Origin of the sequence: Streptomyces sp. OZ13, assembly GCF_052068155.1 — a bacterium.
Lineage (GTDB): Bacteria > Actinomycetota > Actinomycetes > Streptomycetales > Streptomycetaceae > Streptomyces.
Genome location: NZ_JBQHCZ010000017.1, coordinates 49865 through 72891, shown reverse-complemented (window position 1 = coordinate 72891; position 23027 = coordinate 49865). Strand labels below are relative to the sequence as shown.

At 72.0% G+C, this 23027-nt stretch carries 21 protein-coding genes; 12 read left to right on the top strand and 9 right to left on the bottom strand.

Annotated features, from left to right (window positions below; all coding sequences use genetic code 11):
- The first annotated feature begins 82 nt into the window (after positions 1-82).
- The 8 genes from ACTMTU_RS29690 (at position 83) to ACTMTU_RS29655 (ending at position 10566) form a co-directional block, all read left to right on the top strand.
- Positions 83-1522, top strand: coding sequence for a CitMHS family transporter (locus tag ACTMTU_RS29690; protein WP_441266517.1), 1440 nt, complete (start codon positions 83-85; stop codon positions 1520-1522).
- Between the two features lies 1 nt (position 1523).
- Positions 1524-2888, top strand: coding sequence for an MFS transporter (locus ACTMTU_RS29685; protein WP_441266516.1), 1365 nt, complete (start codon positions 1524-1526; stop codon positions 2886-2888).
- A 216-nt stretch (positions 2889-3104) separates the two neighbouring features.
- The gene (locus tag ACTMTU_RS29680) at positions 3105-3824 is read left to right on the top strand and encodes a hypothetical protein (RefSeq protein WP_441266515.1); all 720 of its coding nucleotides are present in this window, start codon (positions 3105-3107) and stop codon (positions 3822-3824) included.
- Positions 3825-4104: 280 nt separating this feature from the next.
- The gene (locus tag ACTMTU_RS29675; RefSeq protein ID WP_441266598.1) at positions 4105-4782 is read left to right on the top strand and encodes a class F sortase; all 678 of its coding nucleotides are present in this window, start codon (positions 4105-4107) and stop codon (positions 4780-4782) included.
- 276 nt (positions 4783-5058) lie between these two features.
- Positions 5059-6390 carry an ABC transporter ATP-binding protein gene (locus ACTMTU_RS29670; protein WP_441266514.1) on the top strand — a complete coding sequence of 444 codons (1332 nt, stop codon included), beginning with the start codon at positions 5059-5061 and terminating at the stop codon, positions 6388-6390.
- A 109-nt stretch (positions 6391-6499) separates the two neighbouring features.
- Positions 6500-7894, top strand: a complete 1395-nt coding sequence (locus ACTMTU_RS29665) for an aldehyde dehydrogenase family protein (RefSeq protein ID WP_441266513.1) — start codon at positions 6500-6502, stop codon at positions 7892-7894.
- Positions 7895-7911: 17 nt separating this feature from the next.
- Entirely contained in the window at positions 7912-8991 is a 1080-nt protein-coding gene (locus tag ACTMTU_RS29660; RefSeq protein WP_441266512.1) for a zinc-binding dehydrogenase, read from the top strand.
- A 207-nt stretch (positions 8992-9198) separates the two neighbouring features.
- A complete protein-coding gene (locus ACTMTU_RS29655) occupies positions 9199-10566 on the top strand; it encodes an MFS transporter (protein WP_441266511.1) in 1368 nt (455 codons plus the stop codon).
- A 78-nt stretch (positions 10567-10644) separates the two neighbouring features.
- On the opposite strand, the gene ACTMTU_RS29650 is transcribed toward ACTMTU_RS29655, so the two are convergent.
- From ACTMTU_RS29650 to ACTMTU_RS29640, 3 genes are read right to left on the bottom strand one after another with little or no spacing between them, the layout of a single operon-like run.
- Complete coding sequence (locus tag ACTMTU_RS29650; protein WP_441266510.1) at positions 10645-11565, bottom strand: DMT family transporter; 921 nt, start codon at positions 11563-11565, stop codon at positions 10645-10647.
- Between the two features lie 32 nt (positions 11566-11597).
- A complete protein-coding gene (locus ACTMTU_RS29645; protein ID WP_441266509.1) occupies positions 11598-12296 on the bottom strand; it encodes an ArsR/SmtB family transcription factor in 699 nt (232 codons plus the stop codon).
- A 15-nt stretch (positions 12297-12311) separates the two neighbouring features.
- Positions 12312-12986, bottom strand: coding sequence for a TetR/AcrR family transcriptional regulator (locus ACTMTU_RS29640; RefSeq protein ID WP_441266508.1), 675 nt, complete (start codon positions 12984-12986; stop codon positions 12312-12314).
- A gap of 62 nt (positions 12987-13048) precedes the next feature.
- Here ACTMTU_RS29640 and ACTMTU_RS29635 point away from each other — a divergent pair, with 62 nt between their 5' ends.
- Positions 13049-14200 (top strand): acyl-CoA dehydrogenase family protein, encoded by a 1152-nt coding sequence (locus tag ACTMTU_RS29635; protein WP_441266507.1) that lies wholly within the window; start codon positions 13049-13051, stop codon positions 14198-14200.
- A 173-nt stretch (positions 14201-14373) separates the two neighbouring features.
- Positions 14374-15012, top strand: coding sequence for a TetR/AcrR family transcriptional regulator (locus ACTMTU_RS29630; protein WP_441266506.1), 639 nt, complete (start codon positions 14374-14376; stop codon positions 15010-15012).
- Here ACTMTU_RS29630 and ACTMTU_RS29625 read toward each other — a convergent pair.
- The gene (locus ACTMTU_RS29625; RefSeq protein WP_441266505.1) at positions 15000-15464 is read right to left on the bottom strand and encodes a MaoC family dehydratase; all 465 of its coding nucleotides are present in this window, start codon (positions 15462-15464) and stop codon (positions 15000-15002) included. The genes ACTMTU_RS29630 and ACTMTU_RS29625 overlap by 13 nt on opposite strands.
- Positions 15465-15571: 107 nt before the next feature.
- On the opposite strand from ACTMTU_RS29625, the gene soxR reads away from it, so the two are divergent.
- Positions 15572-16048: a redox-sensitive transcriptional activator SoxR gene (gene soxR, locus ACTMTU_RS29620; protein ID WP_441266504.1), complete on the top strand. Its 477-nt coding sequence runs from the start codon at positions 15572-15574 to the stop codon at positions 16046-16048.
- A gap of 77 nt (positions 16049-16125) precedes the next feature.
- On the opposite strand, the gene ACTMTU_RS29615 is transcribed toward soxR, so the two are convergent.
- Positions 16126-17199, bottom strand: coding sequence for an RNA ligase (ATP) (locus ACTMTU_RS29615; RefSeq protein WP_441266503.1), 1074 nt, complete (start codon positions 17197-17199; stop codon positions 16126-16128).
- Positions 17200-17343: 144 nt separating this feature from the next.
- Between ACTMTU_RS29615 and ACTMTU_RS29610 the strand changes: the two genes are divergently transcribed.
- Positions 17344-18096 (top strand): hypothetical protein, encoded by a 753-nt coding sequence (locus tag ACTMTU_RS29610; protein WP_441266502.1) that lies wholly within the window; start codon positions 17344-17346, stop codon positions 18094-18096.
- Positions 18097-18136: 40 nt separating this feature from the next.
- Here the strand turns inward: ACTMTU_RS29610 and ACTMTU_RS29605 are convergent, their stop codons facing one another.
- The 4 genes from ACTMTU_RS29605 to ACTMTU_RS29590 all read right to left on the bottom strand — a co-directional run bounded on the left by ACTMTU_RS29605 (position 18137) and on the right by ACTMTU_RS29590 (position 22914).
- The gene (locus tag ACTMTU_RS29605) at positions 18137-18748 is read right to left on the bottom strand and encodes a hypothetical protein (RefSeq protein WP_441266501.1); all 612 of its coding nucleotides are present in this window, start codon (positions 18746-18748) and stop codon (positions 18137-18139) included.
- 101 nt (positions 18749-18849) lie between these two features.
- Positions 18850-20133 carry a serine-threonine protein kinase gene (locus ACTMTU_RS29600; RefSeq protein WP_441266500.1) on the bottom strand — a complete coding sequence of 428 codons (1284 nt, stop codon included), beginning with the start codon at positions 20131-20133 and terminating at the stop codon, positions 18850-18852.
- Positions 20134-20211: 78 nt separating this feature from the next.
- Positions 20212-21531 carry an erythromycin esterase family protein gene (locus tag ACTMTU_RS29595; RefSeq protein ID WP_441266499.1) on the bottom strand — a complete coding sequence of 440 codons (1320 nt, stop codon included), beginning with the start codon at positions 21529-21531 and terminating at the stop codon, positions 20212-20214.
- Positions 21532-21675: 144 nt separating this feature from the next.
- Positions 21676-22914 carry an exo-beta-N-acetylmuramidase NamZ family protein gene (locus ACTMTU_RS29590; protein ID WP_441266498.1) on the bottom strand — a complete coding sequence of 413 codons (1239 nt, stop codon included), beginning with the start codon at positions 22912-22914 and terminating at the stop codon, positions 21676-21678.
- Positions 22915-23027 lie beyond the last annotated feature (113 nt).

Here is a 23027-nt window from a genome sequence, read left to right as displayed (position 1 = left end):
GATGGCGACACCTAACGTCATCCGGACCCACCGGTGGGCCGCTCCTCCGGTGGCAGTTCAAGGATGAACGTTAGGTGTCCCCATGCTGACAGTCCTCGGCTTCGCCATGATCGCGACCTTCCTGGTCCTGATCATGATGAAGAAGATGTCGCCGATCGCGGCGCTGGTCCTCATCCCCGCACTCTTCTGCGTCGCCGTCGGGCAGGGCGCGCAGCTCGGGGACTACGTCCTCGAAGGTGTGGGGAACCTCGCCCCGACGGCGGCGATGCTGATGTTCGCCATCGTCTACTTCGGCGTGATGATCGACGTCGGGCTGTTCGACCCGATCGTGCGGGGCATCCTGCGCTTCTGCAAGGCGGACCCGCTGCGCATCGTGATCGGTACGGCGGTGCTCGCCGCCATCGTCTCGCTCGACGGCGACGGCTCCACGACCTTCATGATCACGGTCTCGGCGATGTATCCGCTCTACAAGCGCCTGAAGATGAGCCTCGTCGTGCTGACAGGCATCGCCGCCACGGCGAACGGCGTGATGAACACCCTGCCCTGGGGCGGTCCCACCGCCCGTGCCGCCACCGCGCTCAAGCTGGACGCGGCCGACATCTTCGTGCCGATGATCCCCGCCCTCGGCGCCGGACTTCTCTTCGTGCTCGTCCTCGCGTACGTCCTCGGCCGTCGTGAGCGCAAGCGCCTCGGATACCTCACGCTCGACGAGGCGCTCGAGCCCGAGCCCGGCACGGTGCTCGTCAAGGCCGGCGGGGTCGGCGGGCACCCCGGCGGGACCACGGGCTCCGGCACCGGCGCCGAGGTCGCCGGATCCGGTCCGGGAGCGGACACCGGGTCCGCCCGCGAGGGGGACGAACCCCCGCTCCAGGACGGCGGTTTCCAGGGCCTCGACCCGAACCGCGGGACGCTGCGGCCCAAGCTGTACTGGTTCAACGCCGGTCTGACGCTTGCCCTTCTCACCGCCATGATCATGGAGCTGCTGCCGATCCCGGTGCTCTTCCTGCTCGGCGCGGCCCTCGCCCTGACCGTCAACTTCCCCTCCATGGCGGACCAGAAGGCACGCATCGCGGCCCACGCGGACAACGTCCTGAACGTCGCCGGCATGGTCTTCGCCGCCGCCGTCTTCACCGGAGTCCTCACCGGCACCGGCATGGTCGAGCACATGGCGGACTGGCTCGTCGGCGCCATCCCCGAGGGCATGGGCCCGCACATGGCGATCGTCACGGGCGTACTGAGCCTGCCGCTCACGTACTTCATGTCGAACGACGGCTTCTACTTCGGTGTGCTGCCGGTCCTCGCGGAGGCGGGCGCCGCCCACGGCGTCTCGCCGCTGGAGATCGCCCGCGCCTCCCTCGTCGGCCAGCCGCTGCACATGTCCAGCCCGCTCGTCCCCGCCGTGTACGTCCTCGTCGGCATGGCGAAGGTCGAGTTCGGCGACCACACCCGCTTCACGGTCAAGTGGGCAGCCCTGACCAGCCTGGTGGTGCTGGGGGCCGGGATCCTGTTCGGCATCGTCTGACATGGGTCGCCTCTGGCTGCTGCGCCTCGTCATCGCCTTCGGGTTCGCCCAGGCGGCGGTGTCGATGGCGCGCCCGGCCGTCTCCTACCGGGCGCTGGCGCTCGGTGCCGACGAGCGGGCGATCGGTGTGATCGCCGGTGTGTACGCGCTGCTTCCGCTGTTCGCCGCCGTACCGCTGGGCCGCAGGACCGACCACGGCCGCTGCGCGCCGCTGCTGTACGCGGGCGTCGCGCTGATCGCCGGCGGCTGCGCGCTCAGCGGACTCGCCGGCTCGCTGCCGGCGATGGCCGCGTGGAGCGGTGTGATGGGACTCGGCCACCTCTGTTTCGTCATCGGCGCCCAGTCGATCGTCGCCCGCCGGTCCGCCCCCGCCGAACAGGACCGCAACTTCGGGCACTTCACCATCGGCGCCTCCCTGGGCCAGCTGGCCGGACCTGTTGCCGCGGGCGCGCTGATCGATGACGACATGGCCCGCACGAGTGCGCTGGCGCTCGTCGTCTCCGCGGCCGTGGCGGCCGTATCGCTGACCTCGATGTGGCGTATCGAGCTACGGCACAAGGGAGTCGGGCACAACCGGGACGCGGCCGCCGCGAAGGTTCCCGTGCACCGCATCCTGCGTACCCGCGGCGTACCCGCGGGGATCTTCATCAGCCTCGCCGTGCTCTCCGCCACGGACATCCTCACCGCGTATCTGCCGGTGGTCGGCGAGCACCGCGGTATCGCGCCCACCGTCGTGGGCCTGCTCCTGAGCCTGCGGGCCGCCGCCACGATCGCGTGCCGGCTGGTGATGACGCCGATGATCCGCCGCCTCGGCCGTACCACCCTGCTGACCGTGACCTGTCTGCTCGGCGGGGTGCTGTGCGCGGGCATCGCACTGCCGGTGCCGCTGTGGGCGCTGGCGCTGATGCTGGCGGCGCTCGGCTTCTGCCTGGGCGTGGGGCAGCCGTTGTCCATGACGACGGTGGTGCAGGCGGCACCGGCCGGCGCGCGTTCGACGGCGCTCGCGCTGCGGCTGACCGGCAACCGTCTCGGCCAGGTAGCCGCGCCGGCCTCCGCCGGACTGGTCGCCGGGCTCGCCGGTGCCGCGGCGCCCTTCGTGATGCTCGGTGTGCTGCTGGTGGTGTCGGGCGGTACCGCGGTGCGCACCGGCCGCGCCGGACGCGGACCGTCGGCGGGCGTCGGCCAGAACGGCGGTTCCCCGGACGGCTCCGCGGGTGGCGCTCCGGACGGCGGTGCTGAGGGTGGCGCTCGGGGCAGCATGGCAGGCGGCCTGCCTGGTGGCGCCATGGGTGGCGCTCGTGGCGGCGCTGCGGGCAGCACCGCGGGCGGCGCTTCCCGGGAGGCCGGCGGGCCGGGGCGGCGGTGACCGGGGCGGACCGTTCGCCCGGCGGTGGGTCGGGCGGTGCCGATCAGGGCGCCGACACGCCCGAATCGCTCGGTCGGCACAGCCGAGGTGTCCGCTAGTAGGGGCATTTCTGACGGCTTCTCAGCGTTTCGATGCGTCTTCACGTCGAATTCGTGACATTTAGTCAGGCGATCGCGTGATCAGTATGACAATCGCATCGGCTTGAAGGAGCCTCGCATGAGCACGACCGCAACTCTCCGCCCCCGCCGTGCCCGCACGGCGGCGGCCGCCCTTGCCGCCCTGGCCTACGCCGGCATGACGCTGGCGACGGCGCCGGCGGCCTTCGCCGCCATCGGCGACAGCGGCGACATCAAGATCCACAAGGCCGGCGTCGAGCACTGGGACACCCGGGACGACATCAAGGGAGTCTGCAAGTTCAGCCTCAGCGCCTTCAACTTCGAAAGCCTGTCGCAGGTCACCTGGACCATCACGCCGCAGCCCCCCACGGCCGCAGGACCCACCCTGACCGACAGCCTCGTGCTGAACGCCGGCCGGGGCCACACCGAGGAGTACGCACTCCCCAACGGTCACTACCTGCTCGCCTGGACGGTCCCGAGCGGTGTGCCGAAGCAGAAGGTCTTCGAGGTCGACTGCGACAAGTACGGCGACAAGCACGAGGAGAAGAACAACGGGGACAAGGGCCCGGAGAACGACAACGGGGACAAGGGCTCGGAGAACGACAACGAGAAGGGCACGATCTGGGAGAAGGACGACAAGGACGCGCCCCATGGCGCGGTGCCCGCGGGCGGCGGCGGCATGGCCGGCGACGGCAGCGAGGGCTCCGGGGACGACGGTTCCTCCGTCGGCGCGGCGACGGCGCTCGTCGCGGGCGCGGCCGGTGCGGCCGGACTGGTCCTCGTCCGACGGGCCCGCCGCCGCGCCCATGGCGCCGCGTAACGTACCGAGTCGCCGACGCCGACGACGCGGACCCAGCCGTGCCTGCCGTCTGACCATCACGCTCAGCGTGACGGCCACCCTGGTCACCGGCGTCGTCCGGGGGTGTCAGGACGCACCCCCGGACGCGCCGCCGGTCACCGTCGCGGCGGACAGCCCGCTCGGCGCGAAGCCGCCCGCGGCCGACGAGGCCGAAGAGAACGCCGCGGGACGGGACGGAAAGGCAGCCGGGCGCGACGAGCCGGCCGCGGCCGGCGGTCCGGCCGGGCACGGCGGACCTAAGGTGATCGACCTGCCGCCGCTCACCGTCCGCTCCGCGGAACCGGCGAAACCGGTGGCCCCTGTGCCGCCGCCGTCCCCGGCCCCGGAGGCGGCGCGTCCGCCCCGGCCCGCGACACCGCCCCCCACCGTCGCATCGCCCCCGACCGTCGCGCCGTCCCCGACCGTCGCGCCGTCCCCGACGGCACCGCCCGCGGCCGCCCAGGGAGAGCTCGCGCTGCCGCCCTCCCCGCCCAGAAAGCTGGCCATCCCGGCCATCATGATCGAGTCGCCCGTGATGAGGCTCGGTCTCGACAAGAAGGGCCGGCTCACCGCCCCTCCGGTAAACAATCCGCGTCTGGTCGGCTGGTATCAGAAGGGGCCCGCGCCCGGCGAGAAGGGCACCGCGCTGGTGGTCGGCCACCGCGACACCAAGACCGGCCCCGCCGTCTTCCTCAACCTCAACGCGCTGAAACCCGGTGACAAGGTCAACATCGCCCGCGCGGACCGGCGGACGGCCGTGTTCACCGTCGACAAGGTGCGCACCTACACGAAGGAGGCCTTCCCCGACGCGGAGGTGTACGGCCACACAGGCCGGCCCGAACTGCGGCTGCTCACCTGCGGCGGCAGCTTCGACAAGAAGAAGGGCTACTCCGCGAACGTCGTCGTCTTCGCACACCTCACGGACGTCAGGCAGGTGTGATCCGGTCATGGGTGCACGGGGCCGGCCGAGCGGTCGGCCCCGGCCCTGCGGCCGTGTGGCGCACGAACGGCCGATAGTCGTGCGGCCAGGGGCAGTTGGGCGTACGGCCCACCATGCGGAAATGGCCATTTCCGGCCGCTCGACGGTGCTGGTCTCGCATGGTGGACACATGCGTAACAAGCGCCCCGCGCATCGTGCGCGATCCATTCCCTGACGGGACATAGTGGGCTAGCTTCTGGCGACGCAGCTGCCCCTTCTCATCCCGGGCGGGACCCTATGACTCGCGCCATCGCTCTGCACAACGTCAGCAAGAGATACGGCCGTGCTCCCCGCGCCGTCGACAACTTCTCCCTCGGTGTCCGGCCGGGGGAGTTCCTCGTCCTGTTGGGCCCCTCCGGCTGCGGCAAGTCGACCGTGCTGCGGATGATCGCCGGACTGGAGGACATCACCGAGGGCGAGCTCCTGCTGGACGGCGAGTACGCCAACGACATCCCGCCGCGTGAACGCGACATGGCGATGGTCTTCCAGAACTTCGCGCTCTACCCGAGCATGACCAACCGGGAGAACATCGGCTTCCCGCTGAAGCTCGAGAACCCGCGGGCCGACCGCAACCCACGGGTGGAGGCCACCGCCAAGATGCTCGGCATCGAGGACATCCTCGACCGGTTCCCCGCGCAGCTCTCCGGCGGCGAACGCCAGCGCGTAGCGATGGGACGGGCGATCTCCCGTCGGCCGTCGGTCTTCCTGATGGACGAGCCGCTCTCCAATCTCGACGCCAAGCTCCGCAACCATCTGCGGGCCGAGATCGCCCGGCTGACCGCGGAGTTGGGGGTGACGACGGTCTACGTCACGCACGACCAGGCGGAGGCCATGTCCCTCGGGGACCGCGTCGCCGTGATGCGCGGCGGAGTGCTCCAGCAGGTCAGCTCCCCGCGCGACACCTACGCCCTGCCGGCGAACGTCTTCGTCGCCGCGTTCATCGGGACGCCCCGGATCAATCTGCTCCAGGCCGTCGTCCACGCGCCGCTGGACGGCCGGATGTCCATCGACCTGGGCCGGCAGCGGCTGCCGCTGCCCGAGCCGCTCAGCCCCGACCACCAGCTGCTGCGCATCCAGCAGGGCCGGCAGATCATCGTGGGCCTGCGGTCGGAGGCCGCCCGGATCGCGCCGCCCAGCCAGGCCCGCCCGGGAGAGGTGGCGCTGACCGGGATCGTCGAGCACATGGAGTACCAGGGGCACGAGGCGCTGGTGCACTTCAACACCGGTTCCCGGCCCGCCGTGGTCGCCGATCTCGAGTCGCCGCGTCCGCAGACGGCCGTGCGGCGGCGAAGAAGCCCCGGCCCCGGAGTGCTGACCCGGCTCAAGGACCGGGCGATGGCTCAGGTCGCGGGGCCGGTGGCGGTGCTCGACGAGCCGGTTCCCGAGCCCGCCCACGAGAGCAGGATCACCGCGCCGAGCGACCTCGTCGTCCGTACCGGCCCCGACCTCCGGCTGCGCACCGGGGCCCAGGTGCCGCTGCTCGTGGACCTCGCCCACCTCTATGTGTTCGACCACCAGGGCCGCCGCATCTGCCCCGCCCCCATGGACCTTCCGGGCCTCGACGCCTGAGTCCTCCGCCACGGAACGTGGCCTCCGGCACGTCCGATGCCCCTGGCGCCGTAAAACTAACGGCGCTAGTTTGGGGCGCGGACACTACCGCGAGGCGTGGAGGACATCGATGAAGGCCCACGACGGCATGTACATCGGCGGCCGGTGGCTGCCTGCCGCGGCACAGGAAACGATCGCGGTCGTCGACCCCGCGGACGAACAGGTCATCGCCCACGTGCCGGCCGGCACGGCGGAGGACGTCGACGCCGCCGTACGTGCCGCCCGCGCGGCCTTCCCGGGCTGGGCGGCGACGCCGCCCGCCGAGCGTGCGCGGTACATCGCGGCCCTGCGGGACGAACTCGGCCGGCGCGCCGAGGAGATCGCGGGGACGGTGACCGCCGAACTCGGCGCACCGCCCGCCCTGGCGCTCGCGGTCCACGCGAGCCTGCCCGTCGCGGTCGCCGGCTCCTACGCGGAGCTCGCCGGCTCCTACGCGTTCGAGGAGAAGATCGGCACCTCCACCGTGCTGATGGGGCCGGTCGGCGTCGTCGGCGCGATCACGCCCTGGAACTACCCGCTGCACCAGATCGTCGCCAAGGTGGCACCGGCGCTGGCGGCCGGCTGCACCGTGGTGCTCAAGCCGGCGGAGGACACCCCGCTGACGGCGCAGCTCTTCGCGGAGGCCGTCCACGAGGCGGGCATCCCCGCGGGCGTTTTCAACCTGGTCACCGGGCTCGGTCCGGTGGCCGGCCAGGCGCTCGCCGAGCACGAAGGCGTCGACCTGGTGTCCTTCACCGGATCGACCGCCGTCGGCCGGAAGATCGGCGCGACCGCGGGCGGCGCGATCAAGCGCGTCGCACTGGAGCTGGGCGGCAAGTCCGCCAACGTGATCCTGCCGAGCGCCGACCTGGCCAAGGCGGTGAACGTCGGCATCGCCAACGTGATGTCCAACTCGGGCCAGACGTGCAGCGCGTGGACCCGGATGCTCGTGCACAAGGACCGGTACGAGGAGGCCGTCGAGCTCGCCGCTGCCGCCGTCGCCAAGTACGTCCCCGGCGAACGGGTCGGCCCCCTCGTCAACGCCAAACAGCAGGAGCGGGTGCGGGGTTACATCGAGAAGGGCATCGAGGAAGGCGCCCGGCTGGTCGCCGGCGGCCCCGAGGCGCCGCTCGGAGTCGGCTACTACGTCAGCCCGACCGTCTTCGCCGACGTCACCCCCGGCATGACCATCGCCCAGGAGGAGATCTTCGGGCCGGTCGTGTCGATCCTGAAGTACGAGGACGAGGACGACGCCCTCGAGATCGCCAACGGCACCGTGTACGGCCTCGCCGGCGCCGTCTGGGCCGGCGACGAGTCCGAGGCGGTGGCCTTCGCCCGCCGTATGGACACCGGCCAGGTCGACATCAACGGCGGCCGCTTCAACCCGCTGGCGCCGTTCGGCGGCTACAAGCAGTCCGGCGTCGGCCGGGAGCTCGGACCGCACGGCCTCGCCGAGTACCTCCAGACCAAGTCCCTCCAGTTCTGAGCGGTAAGGAAACCATCGTGGTCCGTGCAGCCGTCCTGCCCTCCGTCGGCGCTCCCCTGGAGATCACCGAGATCTCGCTGCCGGAGCCCGGCCCCGGCCAGGTCCGGGTCAGGCTCGCCGCCGTCGGGGTGTGCCACTCCGACCTGTCGCTCTCCGACGGCACCATGCGGTTGCCCGTCCCGGCCGTCCTCGGCCACGAGGGCGCGGGTACCGTCCTGGCCGTCGGCGAGGGCGTCACCCATGTCGCACCCGGCGACGGCGTCGTCCTCAACTGGGCGCCCGCCTGCGGCCGTTGCCACGCCTGCTCCATCGGCGAGGTGTGGCTGTGCGCCGAGGCGCTGACCGGCGCGGGACGGGTGCACGCCGTCGCGGCCGACGGCACCGAGCTCCATCCCGGCCTGAACGTGGGCGCGTTCGCGGAGGAGACGGTCGTCGCCGCGAACTGCGTGCTGCCCGTCCCCGACGGTGTCCCGCCGGCGGACGCGGCACTGCTGGGCTGCGCCGTCCTCACCGGCTACGGCGCCGTCCACCACTCCGCGCGGGTACGTGAGGGTGAGTCCGTCGTGGTCTTCGGTGTCGGCGGGGTCGGGCTGGCCACCCTCCAGTCCGCCCGGATCGCCGGAGCGGGCCCGATCATCGCCGTCGACGTCTCCCCGGAGAAGGAGGCGCTGGCGCGCGGCGCGGGCGCCACCGAGTACGTCGTCGCCTCCTACAGCACGGCGCGGGAGATCCGGGCGCTGACCGGCAAGCGCGGCGCCGACGTGGCGATCGAGTGCGTCGGACGCGCCTCGACGATCCGCGCCGCCTGGGACTCCACCCGCCGCGGCGGGCGCACCACGGTCGTCGGCATCGGAGGCAAGGACCAGCAGGTCACCTTCCACGCTCTCGAGCTGTTCCACTGGGGCCGCACGCTGTCCGGCTGCGTCTTCGGCAACTCGGACCCGGCCGCCGACCTGCCGGTCCTCGCGGAGCACATCCGAGCCGGCCGGCTGGACCTGAGCGCGCTGGTCACCGAGCAGATCGCCCTCGACGGCATCCCGGCGGCCTTCGAGAACATGCTCGCGGGCAAGGGCGGCCGGGCGCTGGTCGTCTTCTAGAGCCCACGCACGACACACCCCGGCCGCCGTCGCGGCCGGGGTGTCCGTGCTGCTCGAACGGTATTCCCCGGCGGTCGGAGCCGCCGTGGAAACTTCCCCCGTCCAACCCGTTGACCCCATACCCACCGGTCGGTACGGTCCCCGGAACTCCCCAGTGCCACCCCCTTCTCCGACTCCGTCCCCGCATCCACCGGAGTGTGCACGTTCATGGACACCGCAGCTCAGCTCACCGACACCCCCGGCTCCACGCCCTCCGACCCCCGGCGGCGACGCGTCGCCACCGCCGCCGCCCTCGCCTCGGCCGTCGAGTGGTACGACTACTTCGTCTTCGGCATCGCCGCCGCCCTGGTCCTCGGCGACCTGTACTTCCCCGCCGGCAGCTCCTCCGCCGGTGTGCTGGCCGCCTTCGCCACCTTCGCGGTCGGCTTCCTCGCCCGCCCCGTGGGCGGCGTCATCGCCGGGCAGCTCGGCGACAAGCGGGGCCGCAAGCCGATGCTCGTCCTCGCGCTCACGCTGATGGGCCTCGCCACCGCCGGCATCGGCCTGCTCCCCACGTACGAGACGATCGGCATCGCCGCGCCCGTACTCCTCGTCCTGCTCCGCATCGTCCAGGGCATCGCGGTAGGCGCCCAGTGGGGCGGCGCGATGCTGATGGCCACCGAGTACGCCCCAGAGGGCAAGCGCGGCCTCTACGGCAGCCTCGTCCAGCTCGGCGTCCCCATCGGTGTCGTCACCGCCAACACCGTGTTCCTGGTCGCGGGCTCCCTCACGAGCGACTCCGCGTTCGCCGCCTGGGGCTGGCGAGTGCCGTTCTTCGTCGGCTTCCTCGTCCTCGGTCTCGCCTGGTACATCCACACCAAGGTCGAGGAGACGCCCGAGTTCCGTGCGGCCGAACGCGCGCTCGCCGAGAAGGAGAAGAGCGAGACCCGCTCCCCGCTGCGCACGATCCTGCGCGACCACCTCGGGACCGTGTTCCTGGCCGGCGGCTCGTTCGCCGTCAACACCGCGACGTTCTACATCATCATCACCGGCGTCCTGGACTACGCGACCCGCGAGCTCGACATGAAGCGGAGCGCCGTCCTCGCCGTGTCCCTCGGCGTGAGCCTCACCCAGCTGGTGCTGATACCCGCCGCGGCGGCCCTGTCCGACCGCATCGGACGGCTGCGGATCTATGCGGCCGGCGCCGTCGGCCTGCTGGCGTGGGCCGTGCCGATGTTCCTGCTGATCGACACCGCGTCGCTGCTCTGGCTCGGGGTCGGGACGTTCGTCACCAGCTGCTTCCTGAGCATCATGTACGGGCCCCAGGCGGCGCTCTTCGCCGAGCTGTTCACCGCGGAGATGCGCTACACCGGTGCCTCTCTCGGCTACCAGATCGCCGCCGTCTTCGGCGGCGGCCTGGCGCCGTTCATGATGGTCCTGCTGCTGGAGGCGACGGGCACGTCCATGGCGGTTTCCGGCTACATCATCGGCCTGGCCGTCATCGCGCTGATCTCCATCAAGATCCTTGCCTCCCGGGCGGCGAAGGCCGCCCCGGCGCCCTCGGCTCCCGCCCCGGCCGACGCGCACTCCGACTGACCGCCGCTCGCTCCGACCGGCCCCGGATCCGTCGCCGCACGAGGCGGCGGGCCCGGGGCCGGGGCGTTACGGAACGGTTCAGGCGCGGGGGCCCGTGAGCTCGCTCTCGGGGGCCGGCGCCCGGCCGCGGGACCGGGACACCGCCACACCCGCGAGGCACAGCGCCCCGCCGCAGAGGGTCAGCCATCCCGGCACCTCGTCCAGCGCGAGCCAGGACATCAGCACCACCAGCGCCGGGACCGCGTACGTCGTCGCGCCCATCCGGCCGGCGGTCGTACGCGCCAGTGCGTACGCCCACGTCGTGAACGCCAGCGCCGTGGGGAAGATGCCCAGGTAGACCATGTTGAGCGTGGCCGGCACCGGCGCCCGGGACGCCTCCTCCACCAGCTGCCCGGCGAACGGCAGGCACGCCACCGCGCCCACCAGACAGCCGAACGTCGTCGCCTGGAGCGCGCTCGCGTGCGCCAGCGCAGGCTTCTGTGCCACCACGCCACCCGCGTACCCGACCGCCGCCAGCAGACAGAGCACCACGCCCAGCGTCGAGGCCCCGCCCTCGCCCGACATCGACAGGCCCACGACCACGGCGCCCGCGAACGACACGGCCATCCCCGCCACCAGCCGCGGGCCCAGTCCCTCGCCCAGCAGCCGGGCGCCCAGCAGCGCGATGAGGATCGGGCCGATGTTCACCACCATCGCCGCCGTGCCCGCGTCGACCTGCTGCTCGCCCCAGTTGAGCACCACCATGTAGACGCCGAACCACAGCAGACCGGAGACGAGGATCCCCGGCCAGGCGGCGCGCGGCGGCAGGCCCTCCCGCCGGATCAGCAGGACACAGCCCAGCGCGAGGGAGCCGGCGAGCAGCCGGCCGAGGGCGAGCGCGCCGGGGGAGTAGGCCTCACCCGCGCTGCGGATGGATACGAAAGCGGACGCCCAGAGCACGACGGTGACGGCGGCGGCGGCCAGGGCGGGCCACTTCGTGTGGCGGATGGGGTTCGTCATGGTGCGACCGTAAGGGCTGGACCTTTCGGGGTTCACCGCAATATCCCCGGCTCGATCCCGAGGAGCGTGTGCAGCGCCCGCTCGCCGTCGTCCGTCACCTTCACGGCCCGGTCGGAGCCGATGCGTACGCACCAGCCGGCGTCCAGGGCGTGGCCGCACAGCCGGGCGCCGGCGACGCCGGCGAGGTGCGGCCTGCGCTCCGTCCAGTCGAGGCAGCCCCGTACGAGCGGGCGGCGGCCCTTGGCCGTGAGGTCGATCCCCAGGTCACCGAACCATCGGGCGCCGCGGTCCGTGAGCGCGAAGCCGGTGTCCTGGGTGAGCAGTCCGCGGGCGGTCATGGCCCGGGTGATCGTGATGCCGAGCCGTCCTGCCAGATGGTCGTAGCATGTCCGTCCCCGCGCCAGGGCTCCGGCGACGGTGGACTCGCGCAGGGACCGCGGCTCCGGAGGAGGTCCGGGCGACGCGTGCGCGGCGAGTTCCTCGACGAGGTGCGCCACCCGGTCGTCGGCGAGCCTGACGTACCGGTGCCGGCCCTGCCGTTCCTCCGAGAGCAGCCCGCCCGCGACGAGCTTGCCGAGGTGCTCGCTCGCGGTCGACGGGGCGACCCGGGCGTGCCGGGCGAGCTCCCCGGCCGTCCAGGCCCGCCCGTCGAGGAGGGCGAGGGCGAAGCACGCGCGGGTCTCGTCGGCGAGCAGCGCGGCGAAGGCGGCGAGGTCGCGGGAGGAGGTCATGCCTCCCAGGATGCGTCAGGGACGTTTCGGCGCCGACCGAAGGGTGGCGCCGTGGCGGACGGTCTCGTACTGGAGCGCCAGGCCGTCGAGCAGGGCCTCGAGTCCCGTCTCGAACGCCCCTTGGTCCACCTGCTCCTGCCGGTCCGCCAGCAGGTGGGCCTGGCCCAGGTGCGGGTAGTCCGCCGGGTCGTACGCCGTCGCGTCGTCGACGAAGCCGCGGGCGAAGGAGCCCAGCGCGGAGCCGGTGATGAAGTAGCGCATCAGGGCGCCGATACGGGTCGCGTGGGCGGGTGGCCAGCCGGCGCGCACCATCGCGCCGAACACGGCGTCCGCGACCTTGAGGCCGGCCGGGCGGCGGCCGGGCCCGCGGGCGAGGACGGGCACGGTGTTGGGGTGGGCGCTCAGGGCGGCCCGGTAGGAGACGGCCCAGTCGTGCAGGGCGGTGCGCCAGTCGCGGTCGTCGTCCTCGTCGAACATCGACAGGTCGACACGGGCGCTGACCGCGTCGGCGACCGCGTCGAGGATCTCGTCCTTGTTGCGGAAGTGGTTGTAGAGGGAGGGGCCGCTGACGCCGAGCTCCGCGGCGAGCCGGCGGGTGGAGACCGCGTCGAGGCCCTCCGCGTCCACGAGCGCGCTCGCCGTCTCGACGATGCGTTCTCTGCTGAGGAGGGGCTTGCGCGGGCGGGCCATGCGGCACATAGTAGGCCCTGCACAAATAAACTAGCAGTGATAGTTAAAGTGGGGTGCCCGCAATGAACCTGGAGCTCGACGAGGAGCAGACGGCCGTCCGGCAGCTGGCGAAGGACTTCGTGGCCCGTGAGATCACACCGCACGTCGTGGAGTGGGACCGCGCGGAGAGCGTCGAGCGGGGCATCGTCAAGAAGCTGGGCGCGCTCGGCTTCCTCGGCCTCACGATCGACGAGGAGTACGGCGGCTCCGGCGGCGACCACCTCGCCTACTGCCTGGTGACCGAGGAGCTCGGCCGCGGTGACTCCTCCGTGCGCGGCATCGTCTCCGTCTCCCTCGGCCTGGTCGCCAAGACCGTCGCCGCCCACGGGACCGAGGAGCAGAAGCGCGACTGGCTGCCCCGGCTCACCTCCGGCGAAGCCCTCGGCTGCTTCGGCCTCACCGAGCCCGGCACCGGCTCCGACGCGGGAAACCTGATCACCCGGGCCGTCGCCGACGGCGGCGACTACGTGATCAACGGCTCCAAGATGTTCATCACCAACGGCACCTGGGCGGACGTGGTGCTGCTGTTCGCCAGGACCAACGACATGCCCGGCCACAAGGGCGTGTCCGCCTTCCTCGTCCCCACCGGCACCCCCGGACTGACCCGCCGCACCGTCCACGGAAAGCTGGGGCTGCGCGGCCAGGCCACCGCGGAGCTGGTGCTCGAGGACGTCCGGGTCCCGGCGTCCGCCATGCTCGGCACCGAGGGCAAGGGGTTCTCCATCGCCATGTCCGCACTCGCCAAGGGCCGGATGTCGGTCGCCGCCGGCTGTGTCGGCATCGCGCAGGCCGCCCTCGACGCCGCGGTCGGATACGCCAAGGAGCGCGAGCAGTTCGGCAAGCCCATCGCGCACTACCAGCTGGTGCAGGAGCTGCTCAGCGACATAGCCGTCGACGTGGACGCCGCCCGGCTGCTGACGTGGCGGGTCGCCGACCTGATCGACCGGGGGGAGCCGTTCGCCACCGCCGCCTCCCAGGCCAAGCTGTTCGCCTCCGAGGCCGCCGTCCGCTGCGCCAACAACGCCCTCCAGGTCTTCGGCGGCTACGGCTACATCGACGAGTACCCCGTCGGCAAGCTGGTGCGCGACGCCCGTGTGATGACGCTGTACGAGGGCACCAGCCAGATCCAGAAGCTGATCATCGGCCGTGCGCTGACCGGGGTCTCCGCGTTCTGACGCCGTTCGCCCGGCAGGAGACGGGCCGGATCGTGAGCCGGGCGGCACGGGCCGGCCCCTGGGAAGCCGCTCGCGGAGCACGATCCGTCCCGGAAGCCGTGCTCAGGCTCTAAGCGCTTGCTCACCGTCGGGGTATGGTGTTCGTCCTGTGCCACGAAAGGGGCGAACGAGCGATGAGTGCGGCGGACGAGACGGCGGACCGGGCGGCCGGCGAGGAGCAGCCGTGGGACGAGGTCACACCCGAGGCGGCCAGGAAACTGCTCATCGCCGCCGTGGAGGCCTTCGCCGAGCGCGGTTACCACGCGACCACCACCCGGGACATCGCCGGCCGGGCCGGCATGAGCCCGGCAGCGCTCTACATCCACTACAAGACCAAGGAAGAGCTGCTCCACCGGATCAGCCGGATCGGGCACGACAAGGCCCTCGAGATCCTGGGCGCCGCCTACGCCGGCGCGGGCACGCCCACCGACCGGCTGGCCGACGCCGTGCGCTCGTTCGTCCGCTGGCACGCCGGCCGGCACACCACCGCCCGAGTGGTGCAGTACGAACTCGAAGCGCTCAGCGAGACCCACCGCACCGAGATCACCGGCCTGCGCAGGCAGAGCGACGCCGTGGTGCGCCGCATTCTCGAAGAGGGTGTGGAGGCCGGCGAGTTCGACGTGCCGGACGTGCCCGGGACGGCCGTCGCTGTGCTGTCGCTCTGCATCGACGTGGCGCGCTGGTTCAACACCAAGGGGCGTCGGACGCCCGACGAGGTCGGCGCGCTCTACGCCGACCTCGTCCTGCGCATGGTGAGCGCTCAGAAGAAGTAGCGTGACAGCGACTCCGCCACGCACACCGGCTTGTCGCCGCCCTCGCGCTCGACGGTGACGAGGGCGGTCACCTGCACGCCCCCGCTGCCGGCCTCCTCGACGCTCTGCAGCACCGCGGTGGCCCGCAGCCGCGAGCCCACGGGCACGGGGGCGGGGAAACGGACCTTGTTGGTGCCGTAGTTGATGCCCATCTTCATGCCCTCGACCCGGAGCACCTGCGGCACCAGGGCGGGCAGCAGCGACAGCGTCAGATAGCCGTGGGCGATCGTCGTGCCGAACGGGCCGCTCGCGGCACGCTCGGGGTCCACGTGGATCCACTGGTGATCGCCGGTGGCGTCGGCGAAGAGATCGATCCGCTTCTGGTCGACCTCGAGCCAGTCGCTGTGTCCCAGTTGCTCGCCCACCCCTGCGCGCAGCTCCTCTGGGGAAGTGAAGATCCTCGGCTCTGCCATGTCCTGGTGCCTGCCTCTCGACCGTTGTGACACTCATGTCTAAGCGCTTGCTCAGCATGGTTGGGCGGGCGCCCTCCTGTCAACGACGGACCAGTAGGCTTCGAGGAGTGCCACAGATTCCAGAGAAGATCCACGAGCTCACGGTCGGCCAGCTCTCGGCGCGCAGCGGAGCCGCCGTGTCCGCCCTGCACTTCTACGAGTCCAAGGGCCTCATCAGCAGCCGCCGCACCAGCGGGAACCAGCGCCGCTACGGAAGGGACGCACTGCGCCGGGTCGCCTTCGTGCGCGCCGCCCAGCGCGTCGGCATCCCGCTCGCCACCATCAGGGACGCCCTCGCCGAGCTGCCCGAGGAGCGGACGCCCGACCGTGACGACTGGGCGCGGCTCTCCCGGGCCTGGCGCGGCGAACTCGACGAGCGCATCAAGCAGCTCAGCCGGCTCCGCGACCATCTGACCGACTGCATCGGCTGCGGCTGCCTCTCCCTGGAGACCTGCGTCCTGTCCAACCCGGACGACGTGTTCGGCGAGCAGCTGACCGGTTCACGGCTGCTGCCGGAGCGGCGCCGCGCGGGCGAAGGGGGCTGACCCGGGACGCGACGGGCCCGGTCCCCCCGGACCGGGCCCGCGTGCGCCCCGCGCGTACTCGCTCGTTCGGGCAGGAGTCACTCGAACTCCGTACCGCCCTTGCGGGTCAGGTACGCCGGGCTGACCGCCTTCGCGATCGCCCGCCCGCCGGTGACCGGGCTGTACCGCTCCACCACGGGCCGCACGACGACGCCCTCCCGCAGGTGCAGTCGCCGGCCCGACACCGTCTCACGGCCGTTCGCCAGCTCCAGCACCGTGTCCACGTCGAACGGGCCCTTGAACAGCCGGGGCACCACCGGCAGTTCACCGCCGAGGACGGCCGCCGCGTCCAGCCAGCGGACCCGGCCGTCGATCTCCGCGGAGATGTCGAACACGGCATAGCCCGGCGCGGTCTCCGTCCTGGCGTTCTTGCCGTAGCCGAGGTCCTGCACCCCGGCGCCGTACACCTCGGCGAACACACCCACCCGGCTCGCGCCCAGCTTCTCGGCCAGGCGTGCCGCGATCTTGGGCACGCCGTGCCCGCGGACCGCGCGCCAGTACAGGTTGGCCGGGTCCTCCTTGAGCGCCAGGCCCTTGGCGCCGAAACCCTTGGACGAGACCTGCACCCGGCCGCCGTCCGCCGTGCTGCAGGTCGTCAGACAAGCGGTGCCGTGCAGCTTCTCGGTGATCACGACGGCCTCGCCCGGCTCGAAGATGCCCGGATAACGCTGGAGATTCTCGATGTCCACCCAGGGCAGCAGGCCGGGCGCCGCCTCGATCTCGCCACTCATCCTGGACGGCACCGGCGGCGCCCACTTGGTGATCGAGAGCAGCTCCGCGAAGTCCGTTCCCTCCGCGGCCGCCCGCACCAGATCGACGTCCGCCAGCGCCCGGGGCCGGCACACGATCCCCTGCGAGAGCTCGCCCCGCAGCCGCACCGCCTTGACCCGGTCGGACTCGCCGCCCGCCAGACGGCCGGTCAGCCCCAGTTCGTCGATGAGCGCCGCCGGGAGGACCGCCTGCTCGGGGATGTAGAGCGCGGCGTCACCGGTGCGGTAGACGCCCTTCGCGACGACGGCCCGGTACAGGCCCACCTGGGCCACCTCCAGGGCGTCGGCGTTCGGATGCTCGTGAACGGTCAGCAGTTCGGCGGTGACGCGCAGCGTCGACATCTCATGGCTCCTCGTTGGTGGTTCGCATCACTGCCAACTGTCGTGCCGCCCAATCCCGGTGGCCCACCGGTTTTCCACCCTGGTAGCGTCGCGCCCTTCGGCGGGCGGAGCCGCGACCGGAGTACTCGACAGGACGTGGCGCACATGGCCTCACCGGCACTCGACGCGGCGGTGGACCGCATACGGACGGTCTTCGCCGGCATGACCAGCCCCGTGGAGACGGGCTGCGGCATGTGCCATCTGCCCGAGGAGACGGCGCTGCTGCGCACACCGGACGTGGAACTGCCCGACGACGTGCTGCGGCTGTTCGCCCACGAGGTGCCGAACCACTTCGACGACCATCCGGCGGTGATGCGCCGGATCCTGCCGCAGCTGGCGACGCGGCTGGCCACGGGCCGGTTCGCCGGTCTCGACGCCTACGAGCTGACCGGCCTCGCCCGCTCCGGCTGGTCCGCCTGGCCCGCCGAACAGGCCTGCGCCGTACGGGCTTTCCTCGAGGCGTGGTGGGCGGACACGGTCACCTCCGAGGCACCGCCGTACCCGGTGCACGATGTGTTCGAGTCGTGCGTGACCGCCGCCTCCACCGTGACGCCGTATCTGGTCGTGTGGGCCGGGCAACCGCTCGGCGGACCGGCCGACCGGCATCTGGCCGATTGCCTCGAGCGGTGGATCGACGATCTGATCGGCGACCTCACGTCGCCCCTCTTCAGCTGGTGGAGCCACCCCTACCGCGACGAGCCCCTCGCGGAGTTCCAGGCGTGGCTCGTCGAGCACGCGCTCCCGCGACTGCGCGCCGGCGGCGCCGACCCGCTGCTGCTGTTCCGGACCGGGCTGCTGGCCCTGCCGTACGACCGGCGCTGGACCGAGGAGGTGTGGGCCACGGCTCCGGACTCCTGAGCCGGGCGGGTTCCGGCCCCCGTACCGGAACCCCCGCGTCTCAGGCGACGGACGCGAGCTCGCGCCGGCCCGCCCGCTTCGCCGCGGCGACGGCTTTCGCCGTCAGCACGGGCTGGGGGACGACGATGCCGCAGCCGGTGCAGACCGGACCGGACCACGGTTCGTGCTCCAGGTCCTGCCGCCACACGATGTGCGTGTCCGAGCACACCGGGCAGGCTCTGCCCGGCTCCGCCTCCAGCGCGCCGATCAGGCGGCGCAGCACCTCGGCCAACGGCGCCGACGGGTGCTCCGTCCAGGTGTCGCAGCGGGCCACACCGTTGCCGCCCCACGTCCTGCGGTGCCAGTCGTCGATGTGTCCGGGCCGCCGCAGCCCGTCGTGCTTCTCCCGTTTGCGGCGGTCCGCGAAGTTGTCCTCGTAGGCGAGCCAGACGGCCCGCGCCTCTTCGAGTTCCTCGAGCGCGGCCACCAGCCGCGCCGGATCCGGGGCCCTGTCCTCCGGGTCGATACGGTGCCTGCCGCACAGGTGGTCCCATGTGGCGCGGTGCCCGTACGGGGCGAAGCGTTCCAAACATTTGCGCAGTGAGTAGCGCCGCAGCGCCAGGTCACACCGTGGGTCACGCACCTGTCTCGCGAGACTCCGGAAACCGGCCATCGCAAGTCCACCTCCGTCGCTGGTACATCGGCGTTGAAGAATGGACGTAGGAGTGCCCGTTTCGGCTCCATCGAAAAGAGAAACGTGCCGGTTCGGCCGGATCACGTCCCTGGCACGGCGCCCCCTATCCGTCCAGCCGTCAGCACCACCCGTGCCAGTTCCTCATGACAGATGTCACCGTGAGCGCCCGTCGGCGGACGGCCGTGGCGCACCACGGCGGAGGCGTCGACGCTGACGCAACCCGCGGCCGGAACCCCGCCGCGCAGCGCCTCGTCCAGCGTCAGCCGGGGCGTGTTCGCGACGCCCTGGATTCCGTCGTGTCCCATCGCCCACCACCGCGGGTCCGTGCCCGCCGCGTCCGGCGTGTCGCCGGCCAGGCTCGACGCCAGTGGGTAGAACACTCCGAGCGCGGTGTCGTGCCGTGAATGGCACGCCACCACCGGCCCGTCGACCAGCTGCTCGAAGCCGCCCAGCACCCCGCGGCGGGACGGCGCGTGCGGCAGGCCGGTGGCGAACGCGTAGTGGGAGAACGCCGCCTGGAGCAGCGTCACCGACTTCACGTTGCACGCCCCCTCCGGCAGCCCGCGCAGCGCGAACGCGACCAGCCTCGCGCCGTGACCGTGGCCGACGAGATGCACGCGCACCTGCGGTGCGGAGCGGGACAGCCGTCCCAGCAGCGGACCGAGACCCAGCTCGCCGACGGTGCCGGCCCGCCGTTTCATCGCGTAGTACGTCGTCTGGCGCAGCAGCTCCTTCGCGCCCCGCCAGGCCGGCCCCGCAGCACCGTCCGGTGCGTGGACGCCGAGGGCCGCCGCGAGACGTCGGCAGAGCGTCAGGGTGTCCTCGTACAGGACGGCCGGCGGTCCCTGCTCGTCGCGCGGCAGGTCCTCGGCGAAGCCCGCCTCCAGGCCGCCCGGCGGGACCGCCGCCAACTGCCTCGCCAGCATTCCGAATTCGGCGAAGGCCGCCCGGGAGTCCGGCTGTTCGCCGAGCAGCCACGCCAGCCGCCCGACGGTCCCCGTGTGTCCCGGGAACAGACCGGTGAGCAGCTCGCGCGTCGCCCCGTCCAGCCCGGCGCCCCGCGCCGGCGCGTCGACGGCCTGTTCCGAGCCTGGGAACGGCTCGTCGGGGAACCGCATCGAGGGCCACAGCACGCCGGCGTACCCGACCTGCGTGCCCGGCCTGCCGCCCGCCAGTTTGGGGAAGGGCGCGAAGAACGCGGAGTGCAGCCGGCGGGCCAGAGCGGGGGAGTTGTTCCAGCCATGTGCGAAGACGACGAGATCGGTGACCTCCAGCCCGGCGAGCGTGTCGTACGGACCGCCGCCCGGGTCGCCGTCCGCGTCGAAGCAGATCTCCCGGTACGGCTGCACACTCATGCCCGCCATGGCCCGCCCCTCCCCTTGCGCTCCGCTGCTGGCCCAGCATCCTGCGCAAGAGGAGAAACGGCCATACCCCGCGAGAGGTCAGAGACGGTCGGCCGCGCTGACGCGGTGCAGATGGACCAGGACGTCGTACGAGGAGAGCAGCCGCAGCGGTTCGGGTTCGGCGGGCCAGGCGTTGCCGATGTCCCTCGACGGCCGGGTGCCTCCCAGCCACGCACGGGCGGCCGGGGGAGCGGTACGCAGGTCCAGGTAGTAGTCGTGGGGCGCCACCCGCTCCAGCGTGTGCTCGTTGCTGCCCGGCGCCGGCCGGCCCACGGAGAAGGTGCGCAGGGGTTCCGCGGGATCGGTGAGGTCCAGGGCGTTGAACGAGCCGCGGCCGAAGGTGAAGCCGACGCTGACGTAGTCGTCGCCCACCATCTCCCGCAGGAAAGTGCCCTGGACCTTCGGATAGCGCTCGGGGCTGTTGGTCTCGAGGCGGACATGGCCGTTGTGGGCGGAGAGCAGCATGCGGTGCCCGGTCCGCCGCTGCCACCAGACCGTGTTCTCCGCCATGACCTGGTCCCGGTAGCGCATCGCGGCCCCCACCTGAGCGGGGTCGAACAGGTCGTAGGAGAACTCGGTCCCGGTCTGGGCGATCGCCCTGGCGTGCTGGACGATCCAGGCATGCCTGACCCGGTCGGGTCCCGGCCGCTGCCGCTCCAGCAGGGCGAGGGCCCGCTGTACGTCCTGCGCCATGGCACGGCGCTCGGGGAGCGGCCGGCGCAGATTGCCCTTGATGGTGTCCTCGACGCCGCCCGTCGGCCGGGACGCCGCATAGAGCCGGCGGAACTCGGGCAGCAGCCACGGGTAGTGCTCCGCGACGTAACCGGTCACCTCGTCGAACAGCCGCGGACCCGCGTAGGCGAGGTCGTTGCCCATGAACTGCACCTGCCGGTGCGGGTGACGGAGGTTGTGCTGCCGCATCCAGCGGACCAGGTCCAGATACTCGCGGGTGTGCCAGATCAGATACGACTCCTGGAACTCCTCGCGCATGATCGTGCGAGGGTCGCCCTTCCCGTACAGGACATAGTCGTTGAGCCGGAGCCCGGCGCTCCAGTTCGCCTCCAGGGCGTAGGTGGTGAAGCCCTTGTGCTCGACCAGGTACCGGAACAGCCGGTGCTTGGTGGTGAAGAACTCGGAGGAGCCGTGGGTCGCCTCGCCGACGCCGACGATCGTCGCGGATCCGACCGCCTTCTCCAGCGGACGCAGGTCCCGCAGCGGCTCCGCCGCCCGCGCGATCGCGCGCACGGGGGAGTCGTGGTGGGGATCCGCGCGCACCGGCCCTGCCACGACGAGCGACAGCAGGGCCGGCAACAGGAACAGCAGCCAGGGCCGTAAGGGGTGACGCGGTGAATGATCCATGGACCCAGCCTCGCGACGCGGCGGCCGCCCGGCGATGGGGCGGGTCCCCTTACCGCGGTGGGGATTTCCCCACCGGACTCTCCACCGGCTTCCCCGCCGGCCCCTTCGCCGCGGGCGCGGTGGTGCCGGCCGTGCGACCGTCACTCAGTAGCGCAGGTACCGCTTCCGTACGGCCCTGAAGGCGGCCAGATCGTCCTGCCAGGCGCCGACGACCTCGTCGGTGTCCGCGCCCGCGTCGATCAGGGTGCGTACGCGGGTGGAACCGGTGAGCTTGTCGATCCAGTTGTCGGAGCGCCAGGCGAAGCCGCTCCAGCTCCGCTTCGCCGTCACCAGCAGGCCGATCCCCGCGCGGACCGGGTCGAAGGCCTTGCGGTCGTGGACGTGGAGCTGCACTCCGCCGACGGTCTTGCCCTGCCACTTGGAGAAGGTGGGCGCGAAGTACGCCTCACGGAAGCGGACGCCGGGCAGACCGAGACCGTTGGCCGCCTCCGCCCAGGCCGGGCCGATGCCCTCCGCGCCCAGCAGCTCGAAGGGGCGGGTGGTGCCGCGGCCCTCCGAAAGGTTCGTGCCCTCGAACAGGCAGGTGCCGGAGTAGACCAGCGCTGTCTCCGGGGTGGGCATGTTGGGGCTGGGCGGGACCCACGGCAGGCCCGTGTCGTCGAAGAAGTCCCCCCGCCGCCACCCCGACATCCGTACGATGTCGAGCTCGACCGGCCGGGACAGGAACTCGCCGTTGAACAGCAGCGCCAGTTCGGCAACGGTCATGCCGTGTGCCTGGGAGATCGGTTCCCGGCCCACGAACGTCGCGAAGGCCTTGTCGAGCACCGGCCCGAGCGCCGCCCTGCCGGTGACCGGGTTCGGCCGGTCGAGGACGACGAAGCGCTTGCCGGCGAGGGCCGCCGCCTGCATGCAGTCGAACAGCGTCCAGATGTACGTGTAGAAGCGGGCGCCCGCGTCCTGGATGTCGAAGACGACGGTGTCCACGCCGGAGGCCGTGAAGATGTCGGCGAGCGGCTGTCCGCTCTTGAGGTACGTGTCGTAGACGGGCAGCCCCGTCGCCGGGTCGTCGTAGCGGCCCTCGGAGCCGCCGGCCTGCGCGGTGCCGCGGAAGCCGTGCTCGGGGCCGAAGACCGCGACGAGGTCCACGCGGTCGTCGGCGTGCATCACGTCCACGATGTGGCGTACGTCGCGGGCGATGCCCGTCGGGTTGGTGACCATGCCGACGCGCTGCCCGGACAATGCCGCGTACCCGTCGGCCGCCAGGCGTTCGAAACCGGTGTGGACGCGGCCGCGACCCTGGGCCGCGGCGGGCGTGGGGGCCGCGGCGAGTGCACCCACCGCGCCGCCGCCCGCGACCAGCAAACCCCGTCTGGACAGGCTCATCGAGCTACCTCCGTGATCGCCGTGTGTCATGACCACTGCACGCTAGCGCTCATGTCGGTCCCGGGGAACGACCCCGGCAAGTGGTTGTGCCCCCCTTCCGAAGTGACATACCG

Bases quoted from the DNA above. Each gene is read 5' to 3' on its own strand.
- ACTMTU_RS29690 (WP_441266517.1), top strand. From the start codon at position 83: ATGCTGACAGTCCTCGGCTTCGCCATGATCGCGACCTTCCTGGTCCTG.
- ACTMTU_RS29685 (WP_441266516.1), top strand. From the start codon at position 1,524: ATGGGTCGCCTCTGGCTGCTGCGCCTCGTCATCGCCTTCGGGTTCGCC.
- ACTMTU_RS29680 (WP_441266515.1), top strand. From the start codon at position 3,105: ATGAGCACGACCGCAACTCTCCGCCCCCGCCGTGCCCGCACGGCGGCG.
- ACTMTU_RS29670 (WP_441266514.1), top strand. From the start codon at position 5,059: ATGACTCGCGCCATCGCTCTGCACAACGTCAGCAAGAGATACGGCCGT.
- ACTMTU_RS29665 (WP_441266513.1), top strand. From the start codon at position 6,500: ATGAAGGCCCACGACGGCATGTACATCGGCGGCCGGTGGCTGCCTGCC.
- ACTMTU_RS29655 (WP_441266511.1), top strand. From the start codon at position 9,199: ATGGACACCGCAGCTCAGCTCACCGACACCCCCGGCTCCACGCCCTCC.
- ACTMTU_RS29650 (WP_441266510.1), bottom strand. From the start codon at position 11,565: ATGACGAACCCCATCCGCCACACGAAGTGGCCCGCCCTGGCCGCCGCC.
- ACTMTU_RS29645 (WP_441266509.1), bottom strand. From the start codon at position 12,296: ATGACCTCCTCCCGCGACCTCGCCGCCTTCGCCGCGCTGCTCGCCGAC.
- ACTMTU_RS29640 (WP_441266508.1), bottom strand. From the start codon at position 12,986: ATGGCCCGCCCGCGCAAGCCCCTCCTCAGCAGAGAACGCATCGTCGAG.
- ACTMTU_RS29635 (WP_441266507.1), top strand. From the start codon at position 13,049: ATGAACCTGGAGCTCGACGAGGAGCAGACGGCCGTCCGGCAGCTGGCG.
- ACTMTU_RS29630 (WP_441266506.1), top strand. From the start codon at position 14,374: ATGAGTGCGGCGGACGAGACGGCGGACCGGGCGGCCGGCGAGGAGCAG.
- ACTMTU_RS29625 (WP_441266505.1), bottom strand. From the start codon at position 15,464: ATGGCAGAGCCGAGGATCTTCACTTCCCCAGAGGAGCTGCGCGCAGGG.
- ACTMTU_RS29615 (WP_441266503.1), bottom strand. From the start codon at position 17,199: ATGTCGACGCTGCGCGTCACCGCCGAACTGCTGACCGTTCACGAGCAT.
- ACTMTU_RS29610 (WP_441266502.1), top strand. From the start codon at position 17,344: ATGGCCTCACCGGCACTCGACGCGGCGGTGGACCGCATACGGACGGTC.
- ACTMTU_RS29605 (WP_441266501.1), bottom strand. From the start codon at position 18,748: ATGGCCGGTTTCCGGAGTCTCGCGAGACAGGTGCGTGACCCACGGTGT.
- ACTMTU_RS29600 (WP_441266500.1), bottom strand. From the start codon at position 20,133: ATGGCGGGCATGAGTGTGCAGCCGTACCGGGAGATCTGCTTCGACGCG.
- ACTMTU_RS29595 (WP_441266499.1), bottom strand. From the start codon at position 21,531: ATGGATCATTCACCGCGTCACCCCTTACGGCCCTGGCTGCTGTTCCTG.
- ACTMTU_RS29590 (WP_441266498.1), bottom strand. From the start codon at position 22,914: ATGAGCCTGTCCAGACGGGGTTTGCTGGTCGCGGGCGGCGGCGCGGTG.